The sequence below is a fragment of the Spirosoma sp. genome (assembly GCF_026391055.1).
GTDB lineage: Bacteria > Bacteroidota > Bacteroidia > Cytophagales > Spirosomataceae > Spirosoma.
Genome location: NZ_JAPLET010000022.1, coordinates 917,891 through 934,929 on the forward strand (window position 1 = coordinate 917,891; position 17,039 = coordinate 934,929).

General features: G+C 51.8%; 13 protein-coding genes. 1 reads left to right on the plus strand and 12 read right to left on the minus strand.

The window, feature by feature from the left end; all coding sequences use genetic code 11:
* Positions 1 to 116: 116 nt before the first annotated feature.
* The 8 genes from NT073_RS19195 to NT073_RS19230 form a co-directional block, all read right to left on the minus strand.
* Positions 117 to 4,013: a hypothetical protein gene (locus NT073_RS19195; protein WP_297376636.1), complete on the minus strand. Its 3,897-nt coding sequence runs from the start codon at positions 4,011 to 4,013 to the stop codon at positions 117 to 119.
* A complete protein-coding gene (locus NT073_RS19200) occupies positions 4,010 to 4,564 on the minus strand; it encodes a hypothetical protein (RefSeq protein ID WP_297376638.1) in 555 nt (184 codons plus the stop codon). Before NT073_RS19200 ends, NT073_RS19195 begins: the two co-directional genes overlap by 4 nt.
* A 179-nt stretch (positions 4,565 to 4,743) precedes the next feature.
* Positions 4,744 to 5,220: a hypothetical protein gene (locus tag NT073_RS19205; RefSeq protein ID WP_297376640.1), complete on the minus strand. Its 477-nt coding sequence runs from the start codon at positions 5,218 to 5,220 to the stop codon at positions 4,744 to 4,746.
* A gap of 85 nt (positions 5,221 to 5,305) precedes the next feature.
* Positions 5,306 to 9,871: a hypothetical protein gene (locus NT073_RS19210; RefSeq protein WP_297376642.1), complete on the minus strand. Its 4,566-nt coding sequence runs from the start codon at positions 9,869 to 9,871 to the stop codon at positions 5,306 to 5,308.
* Positions 9,871 to 10,434: a hypothetical protein gene (locus NT073_RS19215; RefSeq protein WP_297376644.1), complete on the minus strand. Its 564-nt coding sequence runs from the start codon at positions 10,432 to 10,434 to the stop codon at positions 9,871 to 9,873. Before NT073_RS19215 ends, NT073_RS19210 begins: the two co-directional genes overlap by 1 nt.
* A gap of 108 nt (positions 10,435 to 10,542) precedes the next feature.
* On the minus strand, positions 10,543 to 11,955 hold the full coding sequence (locus NT073_RS19220) for a hypothetical protein (protein WP_297376646.1): 1,413 nt from the start codon (positions 11,953 to 11,955) through the stop codon (positions 10,543 to 10,545).
* A gap of 1 nt (position 11,956) precedes the next feature.
* On the minus strand, positions 11,957 to 14,026 hold the full coding sequence (locus NT073_RS19225) for a DUF5977 domain-containing protein (RefSeq protein ID WP_297376648.1): 2,070 nt from the start codon (positions 14,024 to 14,026) through the stop codon (positions 11,957 to 11,959).
* A gap of 56 nt (positions 14,027 to 14,082) precedes the next feature.
* Complete coding sequence (locus NT073_RS19230) at positions 14,083 to 14,355, minus strand: hypothetical protein (protein WP_297376650.1); 273 nt, start codon at positions 14,353 to 14,355, stop codon at positions 14,083 to 14,085.
* A gap of 198 nt (positions 14,356 to 14,553) precedes the next feature.
* Between NT073_RS19230 and NT073_RS19235 the strand changes: the two genes are divergently transcribed.
* The gene (locus NT073_RS19235; protein ID WP_297376652.1) at positions 14,554 to 15,075 is read left to right on the plus strand and encodes a hypothetical protein; all 522 of its coding nucleotides are present in this window, start codon (positions 14,554 to 14,556) and stop codon (positions 15,073 to 15,075) included.
* 62 nt (positions 15,076 to 15,137) lie between these two features.
* On the opposite strand, the gene NT073_RS19240 is transcribed toward NT073_RS19235, so the two are convergent.
* From NT073_RS19240 to NT073_RS19255, 4 genes are read right to left on the minus strand one after another with little or no spacing between them, the layout of a single operon-like run.
* On the minus strand, positions 15,138 to 15,371 hold the full coding sequence (locus tag NT073_RS19240; protein ID WP_297376653.1) for a hypothetical protein: 234 nt from the start codon (positions 15,369 to 15,371) through the stop codon (positions 15,138 to 15,140).
* Positions 15,372 to 15,375: 4 nt separating this feature from the next.
* On the minus strand, positions 15,376 to 15,834 hold the full coding sequence (locus NT073_RS19245) for a hypothetical protein (protein ID WP_297376655.1): 459 nt from the start codon (positions 15,832 to 15,834) through the stop codon (positions 15,376 to 15,378).
* Positions 15,831 to 16,679, minus strand: a complete 849-nt coding sequence (locus NT073_RS19250; protein WP_297376657.1) for a hypothetical protein — start codon at positions 16,677 to 16,679, stop codon at positions 15,831 to 15,833. The genes NT073_RS19245 and NT073_RS19250 overlap by 4 nt, the downstream gene beginning before the upstream one ends.
* A 60-nt stretch (positions 16,680 to 16,739) precedes the next feature.
* The gene (locus tag NT073_RS19255) at positions 16,740 to 17,036 is read right to left on the minus strand and encodes a hypothetical protein (protein WP_297376659.1); all 297 of its coding nucleotides are present in this window, start codon (positions 17,034 to 17,036) and stop codon (positions 16,740 to 16,742) included.
* Positions 17,037 to 17,039 lie beyond the last annotated feature (3 nt).

Sequence of the window (17,039 nt, forward strand, 5' to 3'; positions counted from 1 at the left end):
GTAAGCGAGCTCGAGAGCCCAAAGACCGGCAAATGAAGAATAAGTAAAGCCTCTCATTTAAATAGCTAAGTGTGCTACAAAAATGAGAGGCTCGGTACTGCTTAAAAAGGACCTAATTACTCGACCTTAACGGAGGCTTTACAGAACTCGGTCGGGCTCTCGGCCTTAATTCGGAGCGTTAAACTCGGCGTGTTCGGCGGTAGTTGTACCTCGATAAAGACCTCCGTCCAATGCAAGCCGACCTGTCTCGAAAACGTGAGCACGTTAAGCGAGTTAAGCTCGAGCTCACAAACGAGCGTTGTTAAATCGTAAGTATCGGCCGTAATCGAGGAGCCCTCCGGGTAATTGCCCGAGCTCGCATAGATCGGAGGATTATTCCGAGCGGTCAGTTTGATCTGTACTTTACGGGTCCGCTCGGTCTCGGTCGAAAAGTTAACGACTTGACTTAAATAATTATTCGAGCTAAGGGTAACGACCTTATCGGCTCCAATCGGCAAGCTGTTATCGATTGGCGTTGTCGGTGTTAGGCTCCCCGTTGCGGTCCATCCCGAAAGTGGGCTCGAGATGTTGGTCGTTGTCAGGAGCTCCGGCGTTGCTAGGTCAACCGGCAAAGCGATTTGAGTAAGGTCTTTCCCCTCCACTCCGGCCCATTCGTAATAAATATCAGTGAGCGCGAATCCTCCGGCCTTGTAGAGTAAAAACGTTACGACATCATAATTAACCTGAGTTTGTGGGTCATTGAGCCCGAAACCGACCACTCCGCTAACGGTCGAGCTCGTCAGTTGTACCCATTGTAAATTCGTGGCATCCTGAACAAAAACGGTAACGCTCGGGTCAGAGAGGATAAGCCGGAAACTCGAAATATTCCCCGCTCTCGCATTAACGACACAACGAGCGAGCGCGTAATCCGCAAACGAGATACTCTCCTTATTGATTAGAGACATATACTCGTAAACCTTTGCGCTCGGGACCGCTCCCAGGCCGTTAAGCGTCGTTAAATCGTCGTAGTATTTCTCTACGCTCGGTGCAAGTCCGTACTGGTTAATATTGATCTCCTTAAAGAGCTTGTTTAACTCGGTCCGGTTTTTAAAGTAAAGGTCGGTACTCGAGGCCGCACTAACCGAGCTCCGTTTCCGAAAGAGTTTAATAGCGGCTTTCGGTCTCGGGAGAGCCTGGATATACTTAAGCATCGGCCCCCAAAACAAAGCGTTCGTTCTTACGCCCGGATGTGAGCCGAGCCAAAACGGAGGATACTCGTTTCCCTTGAGGATTCTCGCTCGCTGAGCAACGTCAGCAAAAACGTATCCTTTGCGGGTGCAATACTCGCTTAAGGCCGTTTGTACCAGGTAGCCCAGGGAGCCCGAGTTAATGAAGTACTCCGAGGAGACAATCGGCCGAAAGCCTAAATTCTTAACGGCCTCGGCAACTTTCTCGAGGTTGGCTAAGTAGACATTTAGCTGATCGGTGTTTGTTATGGTCCCGGAAAATTCATTCCGGTAACTGATTAAAACCGCGTAACCTCCTCCTTTAAACGCCCTTATCCCTAAACTCGGGTGAAACGTGGCATCATTGCTTTTTATCCGGCTGAGAATCATATCGAAACGGTCTCCCGATTTACTGTAGTTCTCAACGTTCCAATCGGTAAACATGGACAATAGATAAATGTATCCTTTCCCGTTTAGCTGATAGGAACCGGCCGAGTAACTGTCTCCGCAAATAAGAATCCGCTCGCAATCAGCAAGCGTTACTTTATTGGTTTTCGTAAACGTCGGGATAAGAGCTCCGTCTACTGAGGTAAGCGTTTTTTGTGGGGAAAAATAAGCCTGAAAGCTCGAGGCCGCTCCCGCTTGCTCAAACTGAAACGTCCCTTTTTTGGCGATGTAATACGAGACGCGAACAAAGGCAACTCCGGCCGGGACCGTAAACGTTGTGATAGCGTTCGAGGAGCCTCCCGTTACAACCCCTTTCGAGCTATTGTAAAACGTCGTTTTCCTCATGCCGTTTGTTCCGTCCCATCCGGTATAAGTAAGCCCCTCGGTAACGGGAATAAAGTCGGTATAACCGTACCCCGCGTTTGTCGTTACGGCTCCGGTTGTTTCCAGGTAAGCCCCATCGGTAAAGGTTGCCGGGTTAGCGAGGTTTTTACTCGTTACGAGCTCATAAGCAACGGCCGAGCCGCTTAGCTTGCCATTCCAGGCCGTTTTTTCGGCTGCGCTAACGAGTTGGTTGTTTGTATCCTGGTTAAGCGAGCTCGGGTCGATTCGCGTATTAAGGAGCTTATAGCCGTACCCCTCGTAAGCCGATGCAACGGCTCCGGCTTCGAGTTGGATGCTTGCCGATGCCTGAGCGAGCGTAAGCACACTCGAGGAGTGTCGAATCGTAAAGACGATAAACACACAGTTAGCCGGAGTCGTGAACGTTAACGGAAAGCTAAAGGCTCCGTTTTTTCCGGCCGAATAGTAGTCGAGGAGCGCACTCGAGGCCGACTCGAATCGCATACCGAATTGAGCACTGGTAACGGCAATTAAACCCGATAAGGTGTATTGCGTGTTAGGCAGAACCGGCACTCGGCCCGAGCGGGCAAACCCGGCCGTCGCGGTAATGGCTCCGGCTCCGGTGCTTACGTAACTTCCATCGACAACCCCGCTCGAATCAAATCCATTTTTACCAAGAACCCGGAGGGCTCCGTCCAGCTTGCCATTCCAGGCCGTTTTTTCGGCTGTGCTAACGAGTTGGTTGCTCGCGTCCTGGTTAAGCGAGCCCGGGTCGATGCGGGCTCCCGTTAGTTTCACTCCGTACCCCTCGTAAGCGGTCGCAACGGCTCCGGCTTCGAGTTGGATACTTGCCGAGGCTTGAGCGAGGGTAAGCACACTCGAGGAGTGCCGAATCGTAAAGACAATAAAAGTACAGTTAGCCGGAGTAACGAACGTAAGCGGAAAGTTAAAGGCTCCGTTTTTTCCGGCCGAATAGTAGTCGAGGAGCGCACTCGAGGCCGACTCGAATCGCATACCGAATTGAGCACTGGTAAGAGCAATTAAGCCCGATAAGGTGTATTGCGTGTTAGGCAGAACCGGCACTCGGCCCGAACGGGCAAAACCCGAGCCCGAGCTTATCGAGCCGGTCCCGGTGCTTACAAAACTGGCATCGACAACCCCGCTCGAATCAAATCCATTTTTGCTGTAGGTGAGAAAGCTCGTTTTGTTGGGCGTAACGGCTTTCTCGACTAGCTTCTCGGTTGTAACCGTTAGATCGGCCGGAGCTCCTCCCTGTGCGACGACATCCCAAAACGTTAGATCGAAAGCGGCTCCCGAGGTTCCGCTCGTTTTGCGTCGGTAGGTGTTGCCTCCGCTCGATACGCCGTCTCCGGCTGCATAGTTGGTAAGCGGAGCCCAGGCTCCCCGCCAATTCAGGCCGACCGCTCCCCGGATGTCGGTTGCCTCGGCTAAACTGTCAACAAGCCCCAACGCTCCGACGTATTTCCCGGTTGCCGGTTTTCCCGTAAAGCCCCCGGTCCAGTCCCTAACCTGTTGAACCAGACGGAGCCCATCGGCAACGGTTGCGAGTACGGGAGTCCAGCCGAGTGTACCCTGAATAGCCGGGACAACCTCCTCGATTGCGGTTGCGTCGGTAAAATACCGGATTAAAATATCCGGTGCTACCTGAGCCGAATACGAGGCCGAGGGCTCCACTCCGACAAAAGCGAGAACCCCGTTTAACTCGGTCCGGTTAAGGCTCGTATTAACGAGGGTAAAGCTATACCGTTTGCGGGTAAGGGAGGCTTTGTCGGCATCGGTAAGCAAAATCTCGAGCTCGTTAACATTCGTTCGGGTAATGCTTGGATTGAGCTTGGTTAAGACCGAAATCCCGGCATACGAAACCCGGAGCTCGAAGGTTTGCCCGGAGACATCGAGCGGAGCCTCTCCACTATAAAACAGAATACGGAGTTTACAAACGTCCGCTTTAATACGCTCGGCCACGGCGTAAGGAATTAACGGCCTAGAGATTGCACTCATAAATAATTTTTATAATCAGTTTGGTAGGTAATGCGTGAATACGGGAGCAACGTCTCGAGGTCGGCATCCTCGAGCCTAAAGGCCGGATGCCAAGAGCGGCCGGAGAGGGAAATCCGAATCGAGCTCGTTTCGACAATGGCTCTTGTTAAAAATAAGTCGAGGCCCCGCCCCGGCTCTCCCGAAACGAATACCCCGCCGTTACGGTCCTCGCAAATGGCGAGCCATCGCCGAGCCTGGTTGCGGTGCAGAAAAGCGAGGAGGTCGGTCTCGTTTTTTGGGAGCATTGCCTCGATTGTCATGGTATAGACCGGCCCCTCGGCTCCCCTGGTAAGAATCTCCTCGAACGAGCCTCCTCCGGCCGGAAAGTTAAGCCGACTAACCTCGGCCTCCTCGGTAGTGGGTAAGCCCGAGGCCGGGACCGTAAAGGCCTCCCCGCTCGAAAAGAGCTCCGGGTCGAGAACTCCGAGGACCTCATCGATTGGAATAAGCCAAAGCCGAGCGAGAAAGCCACTGTTAACCCCGCCCGAGTTACCGTAAACGTTTGTTTCCATGCTACGAAATTCGCACCTCGCTCTCCTTCCGAAAAGGACGCAAAAACGGCCCTTTCCCGGGAGGCCTAAACAGCAAAAAAGCGGCCCTACATGGTGTAGAGCCGCTTTTTTGGCAATCCCGAGACCGGACTTTACCGGCTTAAGCCGGACTTTTTACGTTCGGCCCGGACTTTACCGGCTTAAGCCGGACTTTTTAGGGAAAATTTCTTTTTATTTTTTTTGTCAACCCGGAGTAAATAATCCCGGTAAATTTTCCGAACCGTTTCCCATTCGAGTTCAATATCGGGCTGAATGTCGTACCGAGCGAGAAAGTTTCGGATGTAAGTCGAGTAATCGCCCCCGGCTAAATAGTGAACCGAGCGAACCTCGGAAATTAACGTCCGGCGAAAAATCTCGTCCAACTGTCGAACGAAATCCGGGTACTTTTCGAGCGGGACCTCGTAAGCCTTTTCCCGGCAATAGTAGGTAATTACGAGCGTTGTCCCGGTTGGCTTTTCGGGTGTAATGACAAACGGAATCGAGCGGCTTGCCAGGTGAATCATCCGGCCGATTTCGTTCCACTTTTCAATGTGAACGACTCCGTTTTCTCCGTCGAACTCGCCCTCGATAAACTTCTTTAAATACTTTGGAACGGATAAGGTTAATTTTTTGAGCATTGTAATGGTTTGGCATAATCATCTTTCTAGCTCGGTAATGGGAGGAGCTTAAAGATACGGCTCCTCCCCTGAATTGCCAAATTTTTTACTTGCCTGAAAAGCTCGAAATTGAACTAATTAACGCGTCCAGCTTTCCGGCGTTATTGGTTCCGTAAACGGCTCCGGTTGTCGAGTTAGCCGCGTCCCGAACCTGATAGACCGCTCCCTCGACCGCGTTAATCGAGCCGCGTAAACTGCTTACCTGGTAGGCCATTGAATCAAGGCCTTTCTTTGTCTCGCTTGCCAGATTGCCCAGAGCCTGATCGGTTTGTTTTCCTTCCCGCTCGGTTACGGTAACGACATCCTGCGAGAGCTCCTCGAGGCTTTTCTTTGTCTCCTCGGAGAGCGTCTCGATTGCCTTAACGACATCGCTCGACATTTCCTCGAATCCCTTTTTTGTGTCGCTCGTCAGGTCCGAGAACCCTTTCGAGAGATTGCTCGCAAGGAGGGCAAACGAAAGCCGTTGTTGAGCCGATAGAGCCTCGAGGCCCCGGTCATTTGTCGAGCTCGAGCTTTTAAGGCCGCTTATGATGTCGGCCGAGGCTTTGGCAATGGCTTTGCCGAGATCGTCGTTAAGCATCATTAAGCCGTTTTTATTACTCTGAATTAACAGAGAAACTAAACTCTCGCGTTGCTTGGCATGGTCCGAGAGCGTCTCGGAGAGGGCTTTCGCTCGCTCGGCCGAGTGCGTATCGCTTAGCGTTATGGCGTTGAGGAGATCGGCTAAAAGCCGGAGTTGCTCGCGTCCCTGCGCCTGTGCGATTGCGACCTCCGAATCGGCCGAAACGCTCGAGAGGCTCGGATCGGTTGCCCCCTCGTACATTCCCCCATCCTCGTAAAAGCCTCGTTTGCCGCTTGCCGGTTTGCTCCGCTTAACGCCCCCATACAGAAACATATCTTTCGACCAGTAACCCGAGTCGAGAATCCCGCCGTTACGGAGAGCCGGTCCCCGAAAATCGGTAACGGGTTTACTCCGTCTCCCCGGTGTTCTGGCGTTACTAAACATCCGTTGAATGAGCGGCAAATTAGCGGCCGTTTGCTCTCTCGAGATTATAGCCTCGTCTCCTTCCATTTCGCCCGTTTCCTGTCCCGTTGCGCGGTCAACGAGGGCAATCCCGCCCGAACCAGGACGCGAGCCGTGTCGGCCTCCGCTCGCAATAAAGCCCCCATGCCGAAACTGTGGAGCCTCCTGTCTTTTTATCATGGCGACCTGTACCCCTGTCATTACTGCGCTCATTGCGGCAAACACTAAATTGGCCGGCCAAAAGCTCGAGGCTAAGGCTTTCAGCGTTGCGAGGGCTCCCGTAATCAAGGCCGAGGCAATGTCGGCTTTCTTTTGGGCTTCCCATTGTTTCCGCTTTGCGGCTGCTTCCATCAATCGGGCTTTCTCGTTTTCAGCCTCGATTTGCCGGTTAAGCTCTTTCTGGTTTTGTATCCGGGTTTGCTTTTCGGCCTCGACTTTCTTTAGCTTTTCCCGCTTCTCTTTCTCGGCCTCCTCGATTGCCTTATCCGCCTGCTCCTTAGCGAGCCGAATCTTTTCTTTCTGGTCCTCTTTGGCTTTGTCCAGGATTGCCTTTGCTGCTTTCTGGTCTCCGTTCTTAACGGCTTCGATTGCCTTAAGCTCGGCCTCGGCCTGATCGTTGGCGAGCTCGGTTTTTAGCCGAGCCGTGTCTTTGGCAAGCTCGCTTTGTGCTTTAGCGGTGTCTTTGGCTTGCTCGATTTTAACCTTTGCCTCATCCTCGGCGAGCTTTTTCTCCTGGTCGAACTTATCCCGAGCCTCTGCGAGTAGCTGCTTACGGGTTGCCTGGTCGATGTCTTTTCGCTGGTTTATGGCTGCGATTTCCGCGTCCCGAGTAGCCTCGGCCGCGTCGATACGCTCGAGCTTCGCGTTTGTTGCCGATTTAATCGCTTCTTTCTCGGCTTGCTTAGCGGCCTCGATTGTCGCCTTTGCCTCGCTTTGAGCGGCCTCGATTGATTCCTCGGCTTGCTGCTTAGCGGCCGAGGCTTTCTCGTCTGCGTTCTCCTTATAGCCCGAGAGTTGCTCCTCGAGTTTTCGCTTTTCCTCCGAGCTCGAGAGTTGCCGGTATTGGCTTTCGAGGTCCGAAATCGTCCGCTCGGAGGCATCTTTGATCGTTTGTATTTTGGTGTTGCTCTCCTGCGTAACCCGTTGTTTCTCGAACTCGGCCGCGTCCTGAGCCGCTTTCTCAAGTTGGATTTGCTCGTTAAGGAGCTTAACCTTTGCGTCCCTTTCCCGTTGGGCTTCTGCGATTGCCCGATCTGTTTTTTGTTGTTCGAGCTTGAGAAGAAAGCCAACGGCCGCTTGAGCCATTTGTCCAACGGCTTCATACTTTGCCATATTCTGAGCAAGCCGTTTTTGCCATGCCGACTTTTCGCCCTCGAACATCTTATCCGCGTTCTCGATAAAGCCGTTTAAGTCGAATTTAAGCAGCGCGGAAAACGCGTTCGAGGCCGCTCCCCATTGGCTTTTTTTCTTCTCCTGTAGCTCCTCGTTAATTTTGGCTATTGCGTCGGTGTGCTTTTTGGCTGCGAGTTGCCGCTCGTTATCGTATCGGTTTTCGATAGCCTCGAGAGCTCTCCGTAATTGCTCTTTATCGGTTATCTCCCGAGCCGCTTTCGCTTTCTCGGCCGACTCCTCCGCGTCTAGTCGCTCTTTGGTTAAGCGGTAAATCGAGTTTTCCCGGTCCCGATGGATTGCCTCGAGCTTTTTGGCGTTGCCTTTCGCCATAAGCTCCCGCCAATCGAGGAGCGCGGCCTCGGCTTGCTTTTCGGCCTCAATAATGGCTTTCTCGGCCTCGAGTCGCTTCTTATCGGCCTCCTCCTCGGCTTTCTTTCGCTTCTCGGCAAACTCGGCCGCCGTTTTGGTTATGTCGGCTTTTAGCTTTTTGTCGAGGGCTGCGAGTTGCTTATTTTTAATCTCCTCGCTCGCTACGGATTTGCGAATCTCCTCGGCCTCCTGGTCACGTTTCGCCATGAGCTTGACAAACTCGCGTTGCATCTCGTCTTTAATGCTTGCGATGTGTGTCTCGGCCTCTAGTTTGGCGATGTCCTCGAGGGCTTTTTCGTTGGCTTTCTTAACGTCCTCGAGAGCTTTCTCCTCGGCTTTGGCTTCTTTCTTACGAGCTTTCTCGGCTTCTTTTTCCCGCTTCTCGAGGGCTTTCTTTTGCTCGTCGGTTAAGCCCTTTTGATATTTGGCTCCCTGATCTTTCCCGGCAAATTCGGCCTTTTCGGTTGCGGCTTTATCGGTCCAAATACCTGCAACGGCCGAGGCTGCGCTTTTGGCGTTGGTCTTTACCTGGTTGATTGCCGCCGTTGCTCCGGCTTTGGTTTGCTCCCAGGCTTTGGCCGAGGCCTCGAAATTGCCCGAGAGAAATTCCTTAATCGCTACGCCCATATTTTTCATTACTCCGGCCGAGGAGATATAAAAATCCATGAGCGTTTTCTGATAGCCGACAACGGCCGTAACGAGCGTTACAATCACATTTACCAGAGCTTTAACAATGGGAATCCCGGCGTTAAGGCCTTGTAAAATGAGGGTAAAAACCGGCCGGAATTTCTCCCCGAGCTCAACCTTTAACGCGTCGAAATTATCCTCGAGGTTGGAGGCTTGCCCCCCGAGGGTTTGCATCATAGTCGAGTTTTGGCCGAGTACTCCCGGCATTTTGCCGAACGCGATAAGAGCTCCGTTGATAGCCTCCGGCGTATTCTTAACGGTCTGGTTCATGCCCTTGAAAGAGAGCGAGACGGTATCGCCCGATTTGGAGGCTTTAATCCCAAATTCTTTCAACCGCTCAAATTCGCCCGTTGACGCGTCGAGCGCGGCCTCGACCAATTGGTCGAACTCTTTGCCCTGCGAGGCCGCAAGGTCGGTTAACGAGATCATCTCGGCTTTACTCGGCCGGAGCCCCCGGTTAACCATTTTTACATAGCCGTCCGTAAGCTGATCGACCGTAAAGACCGTATTCTTAGCGAGGTCCTTAAGCGCCGACATCGAGTTTTTGGCCTCCTTCTCGCTCCCTAAAGCGGTCTCGAGCACTTTGCCGTATTTCTCGAATTTGGCCGTCGTCTCAAAAATGGCTTTGCCGATGTCGATAACGTAGCCGACAATTTGGAGCGCAACAAAGGCTTGCATCGCTTTGGCAACCAGGCCGACCCCTCCGCCGATTTTTTGCCAAAGGCTCGGCTGTCCGAGGCCCTCTCCTGTCTTTCGGATACTGTCGGCCTCATCCTTTACTTTTTTGAATTGCCGCTCGGCCTCTCCAAGTTGTTTGGAGGCTTTAACAAATGCCTCCGTTCCCTCCCTTGTGCCTTTTAGCTCCCGGTTAAGGTCCTTTATCCGGCTTTGTAATTGGCCGTAAGTCAAAGTCGTGATGTCTACCTCTTTCTTAAGGTTCTTCGTTTCGGTCTGTACGTCCTTAAGCTCGGCTTTGTATTTTTTCCACTCCTCGGAGCCTTTCCCTCCGTTTTTTTCGATGTCCTTAAGCGTAGTACGGAGCTCCTTCGCTTTGGTGTCGAGTTGCGCTAAATCGTTGGCAAAATCTTTCGAGTCGGCCCTCAGTTTTAGCGTTGCGGTTTCGTTTAGTTGAACGGCCATTATTCAGAAAAAAGTAGTTTAATCCCTCGCATTGCGGTCACATTGGTTTGGTCGGTAAGGTCCCGAAAGAGGTACGGGAGCACATCGGAGAGGAGCGGGTCGGAGTAAATGCCCCGGTAGCCTCTCGAGACGTTGGGGAGCCGTTGCTTATTCATTTTGATACCCCAGGCAATACGCTCGATTGCGGCCATTTCAGTGGCCGGTTTTACGCCCTGCGGGTAGCCGGGAATAAAAGCGAACTTGTTAAGGCCGAGAGCCTCGACAAAGGCCTCCATTGCCTCGAGCGGAGGGGTCCGGGTATATTTCATCGAACGGAGGTCCCGGAGCCGGAAATAATCGACCATTTCGAGCCGAGCCTCAACGTAGCCGTCGCCCATCTCGGCAGCGTACCGTTTAAAGGAGTCGAGCATTTCTCCGGTCAGGGTTAGACCGGCCGCTCGAGCCCTTGCTTTAAATGCCTCCTCGGCTTTAACGAGGTAGCTTTCGAGGATTTTAGCCGCGTCCCGGTTGGTCGTTAACCAGACCGCCCGAGCGTCTCCCCGTATTCCTGTTGCGCTTTCCATGCTTATTTTTTTGGAAAGCTAAATCCGGTCAGAGACCCCAAAAAGGACGTAAAAAAGCCCCGGCTTTCTCGGCCGGGGCTTCTCGATTAGGGATAAACGTACTTGCACTTACGCCCGGATAAACGTAACCTGAGCGGGTTTGCTGATCGGGACTGAAACGGTAATTTTTACAACCAGGTAGTTAACCCCGTTAACGTGGACTTTCTTACTAAAATCGAATGACGCGAGATCGAACTCGCTAAGGTTCATATCCCGGGTTACGTAAAACCACTCGTTGCGGAGCTTCTCGTTTACTCGCCAAAAAACGGCCGCTAAGCCCTTAACGCCTGTCCAGTAAAGCGAGACATCGCCGAGCTCGCTCGAGGCTTTAGGAATCGAATTAAGCCCCTCCCCGCTCAAATAAAAGAGGAGCCTCGGGCTAAACTTGTTGGTAAGCTGTCCGAATTGCTCGGTAATGCCGGGTTGTTTGCAAGCGGCCGTACCGCTCGGGGCATCCATTACCAGGCTCGAAAACTTGCTCTTTAGCGGAGCGATGCCGGTCGGCTCCCCGAGCTCCGGCGTAAGGTAGTCCTCGAGCTCGAGCGGCCGGTCCTTAACCAGCGCGTCGGCCTGCTCTGTCTCCGAGCCTAGTTGCATCCTGCGAGCCGTCTCGGGTATTTTCTTAAACTTCTTAACGGCTTTATCGCTCCAATCCAGAACGGCCGCTCGGGAAAGAATATCCTTTGTAAAGCCAATCGTAAGCCGTTTCTCGGCCCCGTTGATCGTAAAGGAAAGGTTAAAGAATTTCCGTAACTCAAGTAAAAACTGAGCGAGGGTAAGCTCGGGCAAATGCCTCGAGAGCGTTACGGCCGAGGCTCCGTCTAAAGCTCGGGTATTAAAGAGAATCAGTTTTCGGAGCTCGGGCTTATCGAAATAGGCTCCCTCGATTGTTGTCCCGGTTAAGCTCGCGATTCGCTTAAACAAGTAATCCACGTAAACCATCGGGACTAAAGGACCGCCCGAGGTGTAAGCTCCTGCATAATAATCGTTCATTTTTCCCCCGTACCCGATAGCTCCTCCGCTCGTTGAGTAAAAGTCCGGGTTTACAATTGTAGGAAAGCAAACGGCCGAGGAGCTCCCCTCGTTTACAATTGGCGTAAGCAGAGCCGGGAGCGGAATCGAGCCGAAATCTATGTCGGTCAGAGGCTTATTTTGATAGTCTCCGAAAAACTCGCCCAATGCCTGTACAACGGTAAACGAGTAATCGGTCCCGGCTTCGGTGAGAACCCCAATCCCGGACTGCAAAAGTTGGCCGTTATAATACTTTTCACAATTGTAACGAAAAGCTCTCGAGTCGTTTTGCAGCAAATCGGGATACCCTAAAACCGAGCGGTTTCGCGGTGTTGCCGGTAAGTTGGGAATCGTTGCTTTACTCGAGAGGATGTCCTCGTAAGTCAGGTACGGACTTACGAGCTCGAGATCGGCTCTCGAGTTTGGCGCGAGCTCCATCGGCTCCCCGTTCATTCGTATTTCGAGTTGCATCTTAAAGCGTCGTTAGTTTAAAGTAAAAAAGGTCGCCGTTTGCCGGAGGAGGGAAACTCTGGTAATCGTAGCCCTCCCGGTCGGTCGTGTGGGTGTAGTTGAGGATAAGCGTCCCGTTTCGGTAAATCTTGAGATTAAGCGTCGAGAAAGCCGGTCCCTTGATGGCGAACCGCCAATCGTTCGAGAGAGCCGGGAAATTCAGATCGTTGGCTCCGGCCGGGAGGATATACGGCCCCGTTTGCCCCTGTAAAAACCAAATGTTACCGATGTCCGGGACAATCGTTCCCATGTGGTTCGTTGCTCCCGTTGGCGCGTAACCGCCCCACCAATGGACCGTTACCCGGCTCGGGTCATTGGCTCTAAAATGCCAGTGACCGGACGGAATAGCAACCTGATATAGCTCGGGTGCGCTCGTACAAGTCCCGTACTGGTTTACATACGCCTGTGTGTTTTTGGCCTTATACTCGGCCTCGGCCAGCGCGTCGGCATCGCCCGGAGCCTCCCCGCCGTATTTACCGGCCGGAATCGAAATCGTTAACGGCCCGCCGACCATATCGACCCCGCAATTATTGCGGCTGTAGGTCGTCTCCCGGGTAATGGCTGCACTCGGGTAGGGAGTTGAGCCGGTAACGCCCCCAGGGAGCAAAAAGTCGGCTATAAAATCCGGGTCTCCCTGAATGTTGGGCTTTTCGGTCCTCGGCTTGTAAAGCGAGTTATCGTCGGTATAGTATTTCTGTAAGCGAATCGGTCGGCCTCTCCCGTTCCGCTTGCCCAGGGAGTCGAGCATATAGACCAGGCCGAGCCCCCGCCAACTGGTCGGCCGAGCGGCCGAGAGCGGAGCGGCCGGGAGAGCGGAGAAATTTTGTACCGGCGTTGTCCGCTTAAAGGTGAACGTGCGGCTTATCAGATCGGCCGAATCCTCCGAATCGAGTAAGCTGTTTGTCGTTATGTCAAGCGGGAAATGTCCCTTATCCGTAACGATATAAAGCTCCTCGGAGAGTAGGAGCTCATCCAGATAAGCGAGTGTTTGCTTTGCGTTTCGCTCAATCCATCCGGTCGAGACGGTAAGCTCCCGCTCCCCGGTAAGGTTTACGATTTTAATTTCGGGAAAGTCGAGCGCGGCTCCGAGCGGCCGGTCAACCTCGGCCAGCGTCCGGCTCGTTTTCAGCGTCTCGGAGCCCTCGCCAATCAGTCGGAGCGTGTCCCAGCCTCCCCGGGAGTTGGAGAACAAAATAAACCGCTCCTGCTGTCGATAGCGCGGGTCGATTCGGTAAGTACGAACCTCGGAAAGTCGCTCGTTCGCCTGGTTGGAAAGCCAAACTTTATACGAGCGTACTCTCTTGGGCAAACTATTCAGGCCGAGAGCCTGGGGACCCATCGGAGCGCAAATAACCTGGTATAGACCGACCCCCTCGAGCGAGCCTTTGTCGAGCGTCTGAGTCGATAGGTCCTCGAACGTTACCTCGATTCGGCGTTTAACCGAGGCCGGAGCCGGAGACTGATTAAGCAGGAAATAAAGATACTCCTCCTGCTGCGAGCCGATAACTTTTCCGTCCGGCTGCGAGGTCAGAAAGGAGCGCGTCTCGAGGAGGTATTTGTCGAAAAACTGGTCGCCCCATCCGGCGAAATCCTCCTCGTTTAATCCCGCTTTGATAATCCAGATTTTCGGCCGGGTTATTTCCGAGCCGGGAATTACAATCCCGTTATTTTCGATTGACTCCCGGAGCTCGACCGGCATCGTTAACGAGACAATTACGCTCATGCCCTCTTGTTTGAACTCGGGCTTTGTCCGCTCGAGCGCGTCGTTAAGGAGCTCATCGAGCCGGAAAAATGCGCCCTCGAATATGCTCGCTCCTCCCTTTAGGAGCGGAGGCTTTTCGGCTCCGGGCAGCTTGAGGAGCCGCTCGAGCTCGGGAGATTGCCGGTAAGCCGGGATATAAATATCCAGATAATAGCGTAGCCCGGAGCGGTCCTCGAGCGTCGGGTCAACCGGCTCGATATTGTGCTCGATACGGTTTCTCCCCAAATGGAGCGGAAGAAAAGTAAGATCGGTTTTTAGTGTATCAATCATAAAGGCCTAAACTTTTGATAAAGATCAGGCCCTTTTCAATGAAGGAAAGGACGGAATTAGGGTAACTCCTCGAGCTCGCCGAAATCGAGCGAGACTCGGTAAACGTCCGGCCTAACGAGCGTCAGGGTAAAGTAGATCGGGAGGTTTTTCCTCGTTGCGTAGTAGTTAAACCGCTCCTCAATCTCGATTGCCGTCTCCTCGCTTAGCGCGGCAATTTCGACAATAGGCTCCCCAGCTTCGAGCCGCTTAAATACCTGATCGGTTAGGGAGAAAAAGTCGCCTTTAAGGTTGGCGTAATCAATTGGTTTTATCGGAGTGCTTACCGGCATAGTTTCCCTTTTTTGGGAAAGTTGGCTCGAGGAGCCAATGCCGGAAAGGACAGCTTTAAACCTTATAGAAAGGTGCCTCAGTATTTATAATTGTACAATTAGAGCTTAAGTATGTAATCAATTAACACTTCTTCGATTAATCAGTATTGAAGTTTGGTTTTTATGACTTAATATTAACAACAAATAAACCTTTATTATATGAATAACGAACAGTCAAATAATCCACTGCCAAATCGTGAAGAGTCTTCTAGTCCACAACTAAACCTTCAACCGTCTACTAATTCAGACCCAAACATTCAACCGCCTACTAGTTCAGACCCAAACATTCAACCGCCTACTAGTTCACAACTTGATTTTGAGCTTCCTAAAAGTGAAATCAATACTTTAGGAAAAGTGGTAACGTCTCAAAGTCTGCCTGAAATTGAAGTTTTTCAGCACATTAATTTCAATTTCCTGACTAATTCTATTAAACTTGAAGAGGGTGAGAAAGCAAGGCATACAGATAGGTTTAGGCTCAGAACTACCTTTAACGTAGATTTAACAGGTCACGACTTGTACGAACAAATTTCCTCTATCATTATTTATTCGGGTTATTGGAAATTTTTCGACAAAGAAGGGGTTGCTTGGCCGACCATTTTGGGCCCTGGTCATTACCCTAGGATTAAGGACAATGGGATCGACAATGATAAAATAGGCCGTTTTGAATGCGTTGCCTTCTAGTATAGCCTACTGAATAAATAAAAAAGGCCTCTCCACAGTGGAGAGGCCTTTTTTATTTATTATTATTTCCGGGTTGAATACGGATTGTCCCGGACAAAGTTCTTAACCCGTCTATCGGCAAGGAGCTCGGCCGAGGCCTCGGCCTTTCTGGTAACGAATCGCTCCCAGATCGAGAGCTTAACAAGGCCGGTTAAGACAAAGGCCGAGGTCTTAAAGCCCCTCGAGAGGTAATATAAAAACACTAGGGGAGCGGCTAGAATCCAAACCAACCAAAACAGAATAGCGCGTAAAATCATAGTCTTATAAAATAGGGTTAACCGGCAACGCAAAACGGAGTTTAACCTCGTAGCCGTAAACGGCATCACTTATTAACCAGGAAACCGGCTCCATGCTGAGAGCTTTGTCCTCATCGAAAAGAATCTGCTTTCCGTCGTCTCCCTCGAGGAGCTTGTACAAGTCGGCTGCGATTTCCTCGGCCTTATCGAAAGCCGCGTCCTCTTCCGCGTAATCGCCTGGTCGTTTGCAATGGCAAAATACAAAAAATGTAACGTCGAACCATCCGAGAACCTGATCGGCTCCGTTGTTAACGATCTTATACTTTGGCCGGAGGCAAAAAAAACCCGGATAAACGTTCTCGCTCCGGCTGTCTCCGAGCACTCTCTCCCACCTATTGCCGTCACTAAGCATTGAATAAACAACCCCCTCGACCGAGAGAGCTTTCGGCTTTAGATAAGCCCAGAATTGATTAGTTACGCTCATTGCTCCGCTTTTTTACGCTCGGCCTCTGCGAGCAAGTCTTTAGAATGTTCCTCGAGAAAAAGTAATACCTCATGCAGATTAACCGCTTTCGTCTCGTTAAGCGTCCCAAAAATGCCCTTTTGGGCGAGTAAATGCGTATTCTTAACGAACCCCTGTCCCGGATACTCCTCCTCGCTTTCCGAGCCTTCCTCGCCAAAAATCTGATATTGCTCTAAAACGGCTTTCATGTTGCCAGCGAAGTAAAGCAGGATTGCCATTTTAACCCCCTCGTCAAGCTCGGCAACCGCTTTTGCTCGCTGCTTAACGATAAACTCGTTATAGGCCTCCCGCTCGTCTCCGTTCCAGTTCGCCCCCTTCCCGGCTTTGCTTCGAGCCGGTCGGCAAATGGTCGAAATCAATAAATGTAAATGGTCATTGCCGGGTACAAGTTGCCGGAGATAGACTAAAAAATGGATATACGCGTCGGTAAGCTCCCCGTAACTCATGGTTAAGAATTTTTCCTCCGGGAGTAACAGGGTAAGCCCCTTAACGGCAATCGAGGGAAAGGGCTGTTTTTGGATTGGCTCGGTTTCCATCCAACCCAAAAACCGGTAAAGGTCATGCAAAACGATTGCGTTCGCGGCTCTGGCTTTCTTTCCGATTTTGGGCGAAAAGTGTTTTTGCATAAGTGCTTTCCAGACTCGAGGCTTAACATTGAGTGCTAGCCGGATTATCTCGAGGTAATAGTCTCCCGTTCCCGGCGTAAAATAAACAAGCCTCAAAAGCTCGGCTAAACGTTCGGGAGGTACGTCGGCCCAGCTTTGAGGCAAGTTGTAATTTTGGTTGTCGAGGTTAATTTGTATCATTCCCGTTTGTCGGCTTGTTTTTGTGCAAAGCAAGCCGACAAACGAGCCCCCGGAAAGGACTTAAACGTTATCGAGTTCGTGCTTACGTTTGTAGGCCTCGAAGTCAACCGAGAATTGAGAAACAGCAACGGCCGTTACCCCGATAGAGCTCGCTAGTAAGCCCGAGATAAAGCTCGCCTGTGAGCCCAGAAACGAAACGAGAGCCGGAATCTGTACCCCTTGTTGATCGGCCGAAAGAATGACCGCTCCCAGGATGCCGAGAACAATCCCGATTTTTTGAATGAGTTTAAAAACGCCCGAGTTCGGCGCGATGAACCGCTCGAGGAGCGTTAGTTCGTTTTGTAGGTTTGCTTTCATAGT

Coding starts and splice junctions, on each gene's coding strand:
- NT073_RS19250 (WP_297376657.1), bottom strand. CDS start 16,679: ATGATACAAATTAACCTCGACAACCAAAATTACAACTTGCCTCAAAGC.
- NT073_RS19220 (WP_297376646.1), bottom strand. CDS start 11,955: ATGCAACTCGAAATACGAATGAACGGGGAGCCGATGGAGCTCGCGCCA.
- NT073_RS19240 (WP_297376653.1), bottom strand. CDS start 15,371: ATGATTTTACGCGCTATTCTGTTTTGGTTGGTTTGGATTCTAGCCGCT.
- NT073_RS19235 (WP_297376652.1), top strand. CDS start 14,554: ATGAATAACGAACAGTCAAATAATCCACTGCCAAATCGTGAAGAGTCT.
- NT073_RS19205 (WP_297376640.1), bottom strand. CDS start 5,220: ATGCTCAAAAAATTAACCTTATCCGTTCCAAAGTATTTAAAGAAGTTT.
- NT073_RS19215 (WP_297376644.1), bottom strand. CDS start 10,434: ATGGAAAGCGCAACAGGAATACGGGGAGACGCTCGGGCGGTCTGGTTA.
- NT073_RS19210 (WP_297376642.1), bottom strand. CDS start 9,871: ATGGCCGTTCAACTAAACGAAACCGCAACGCTAAAACTGAGGGCCGAC.
- NT073_RS19245 (WP_297376655.1), bottom strand. CDS start 15,834: ATGAGCGTAACTAATCAATTCTGGGCTTATCTAAAGCCGAAAGCTCTC.
- NT073_RS19255 (WP_297376659.1), bottom strand. CDS start 17,036: ATGAAAGCAAACCTACAAAACGAACTAACGCTCCTCGAGCGGTTCATC.
- NT073_RS19230 (WP_297376650.1), bottom strand. CDS start 14,355: ATGCCGGTAAGCACTCCGATAAAACCAATTGATTACGCCAACCTTAAA.
- NT073_RS19225 (WP_297376648.1), bottom strand. CDS start 14,026: ATGATTGATACACTAAAAACCGATCTTACTTTTCTTCCGCTCCATTTG.
- NT073_RS19195 (WP_297376636.1), bottom strand. CDS start 4,013: ATGAGTGCAATCTCTAGGCCGTTAATTCCTTACGCCGTGGCCGAGCGT.
- NT073_RS19200 (WP_297376638.1), bottom strand. CDS start 4,564: ATGGAAACAAACGTTTACGGTAACTCGGGCGGGGTTAACAGTGGCTTT.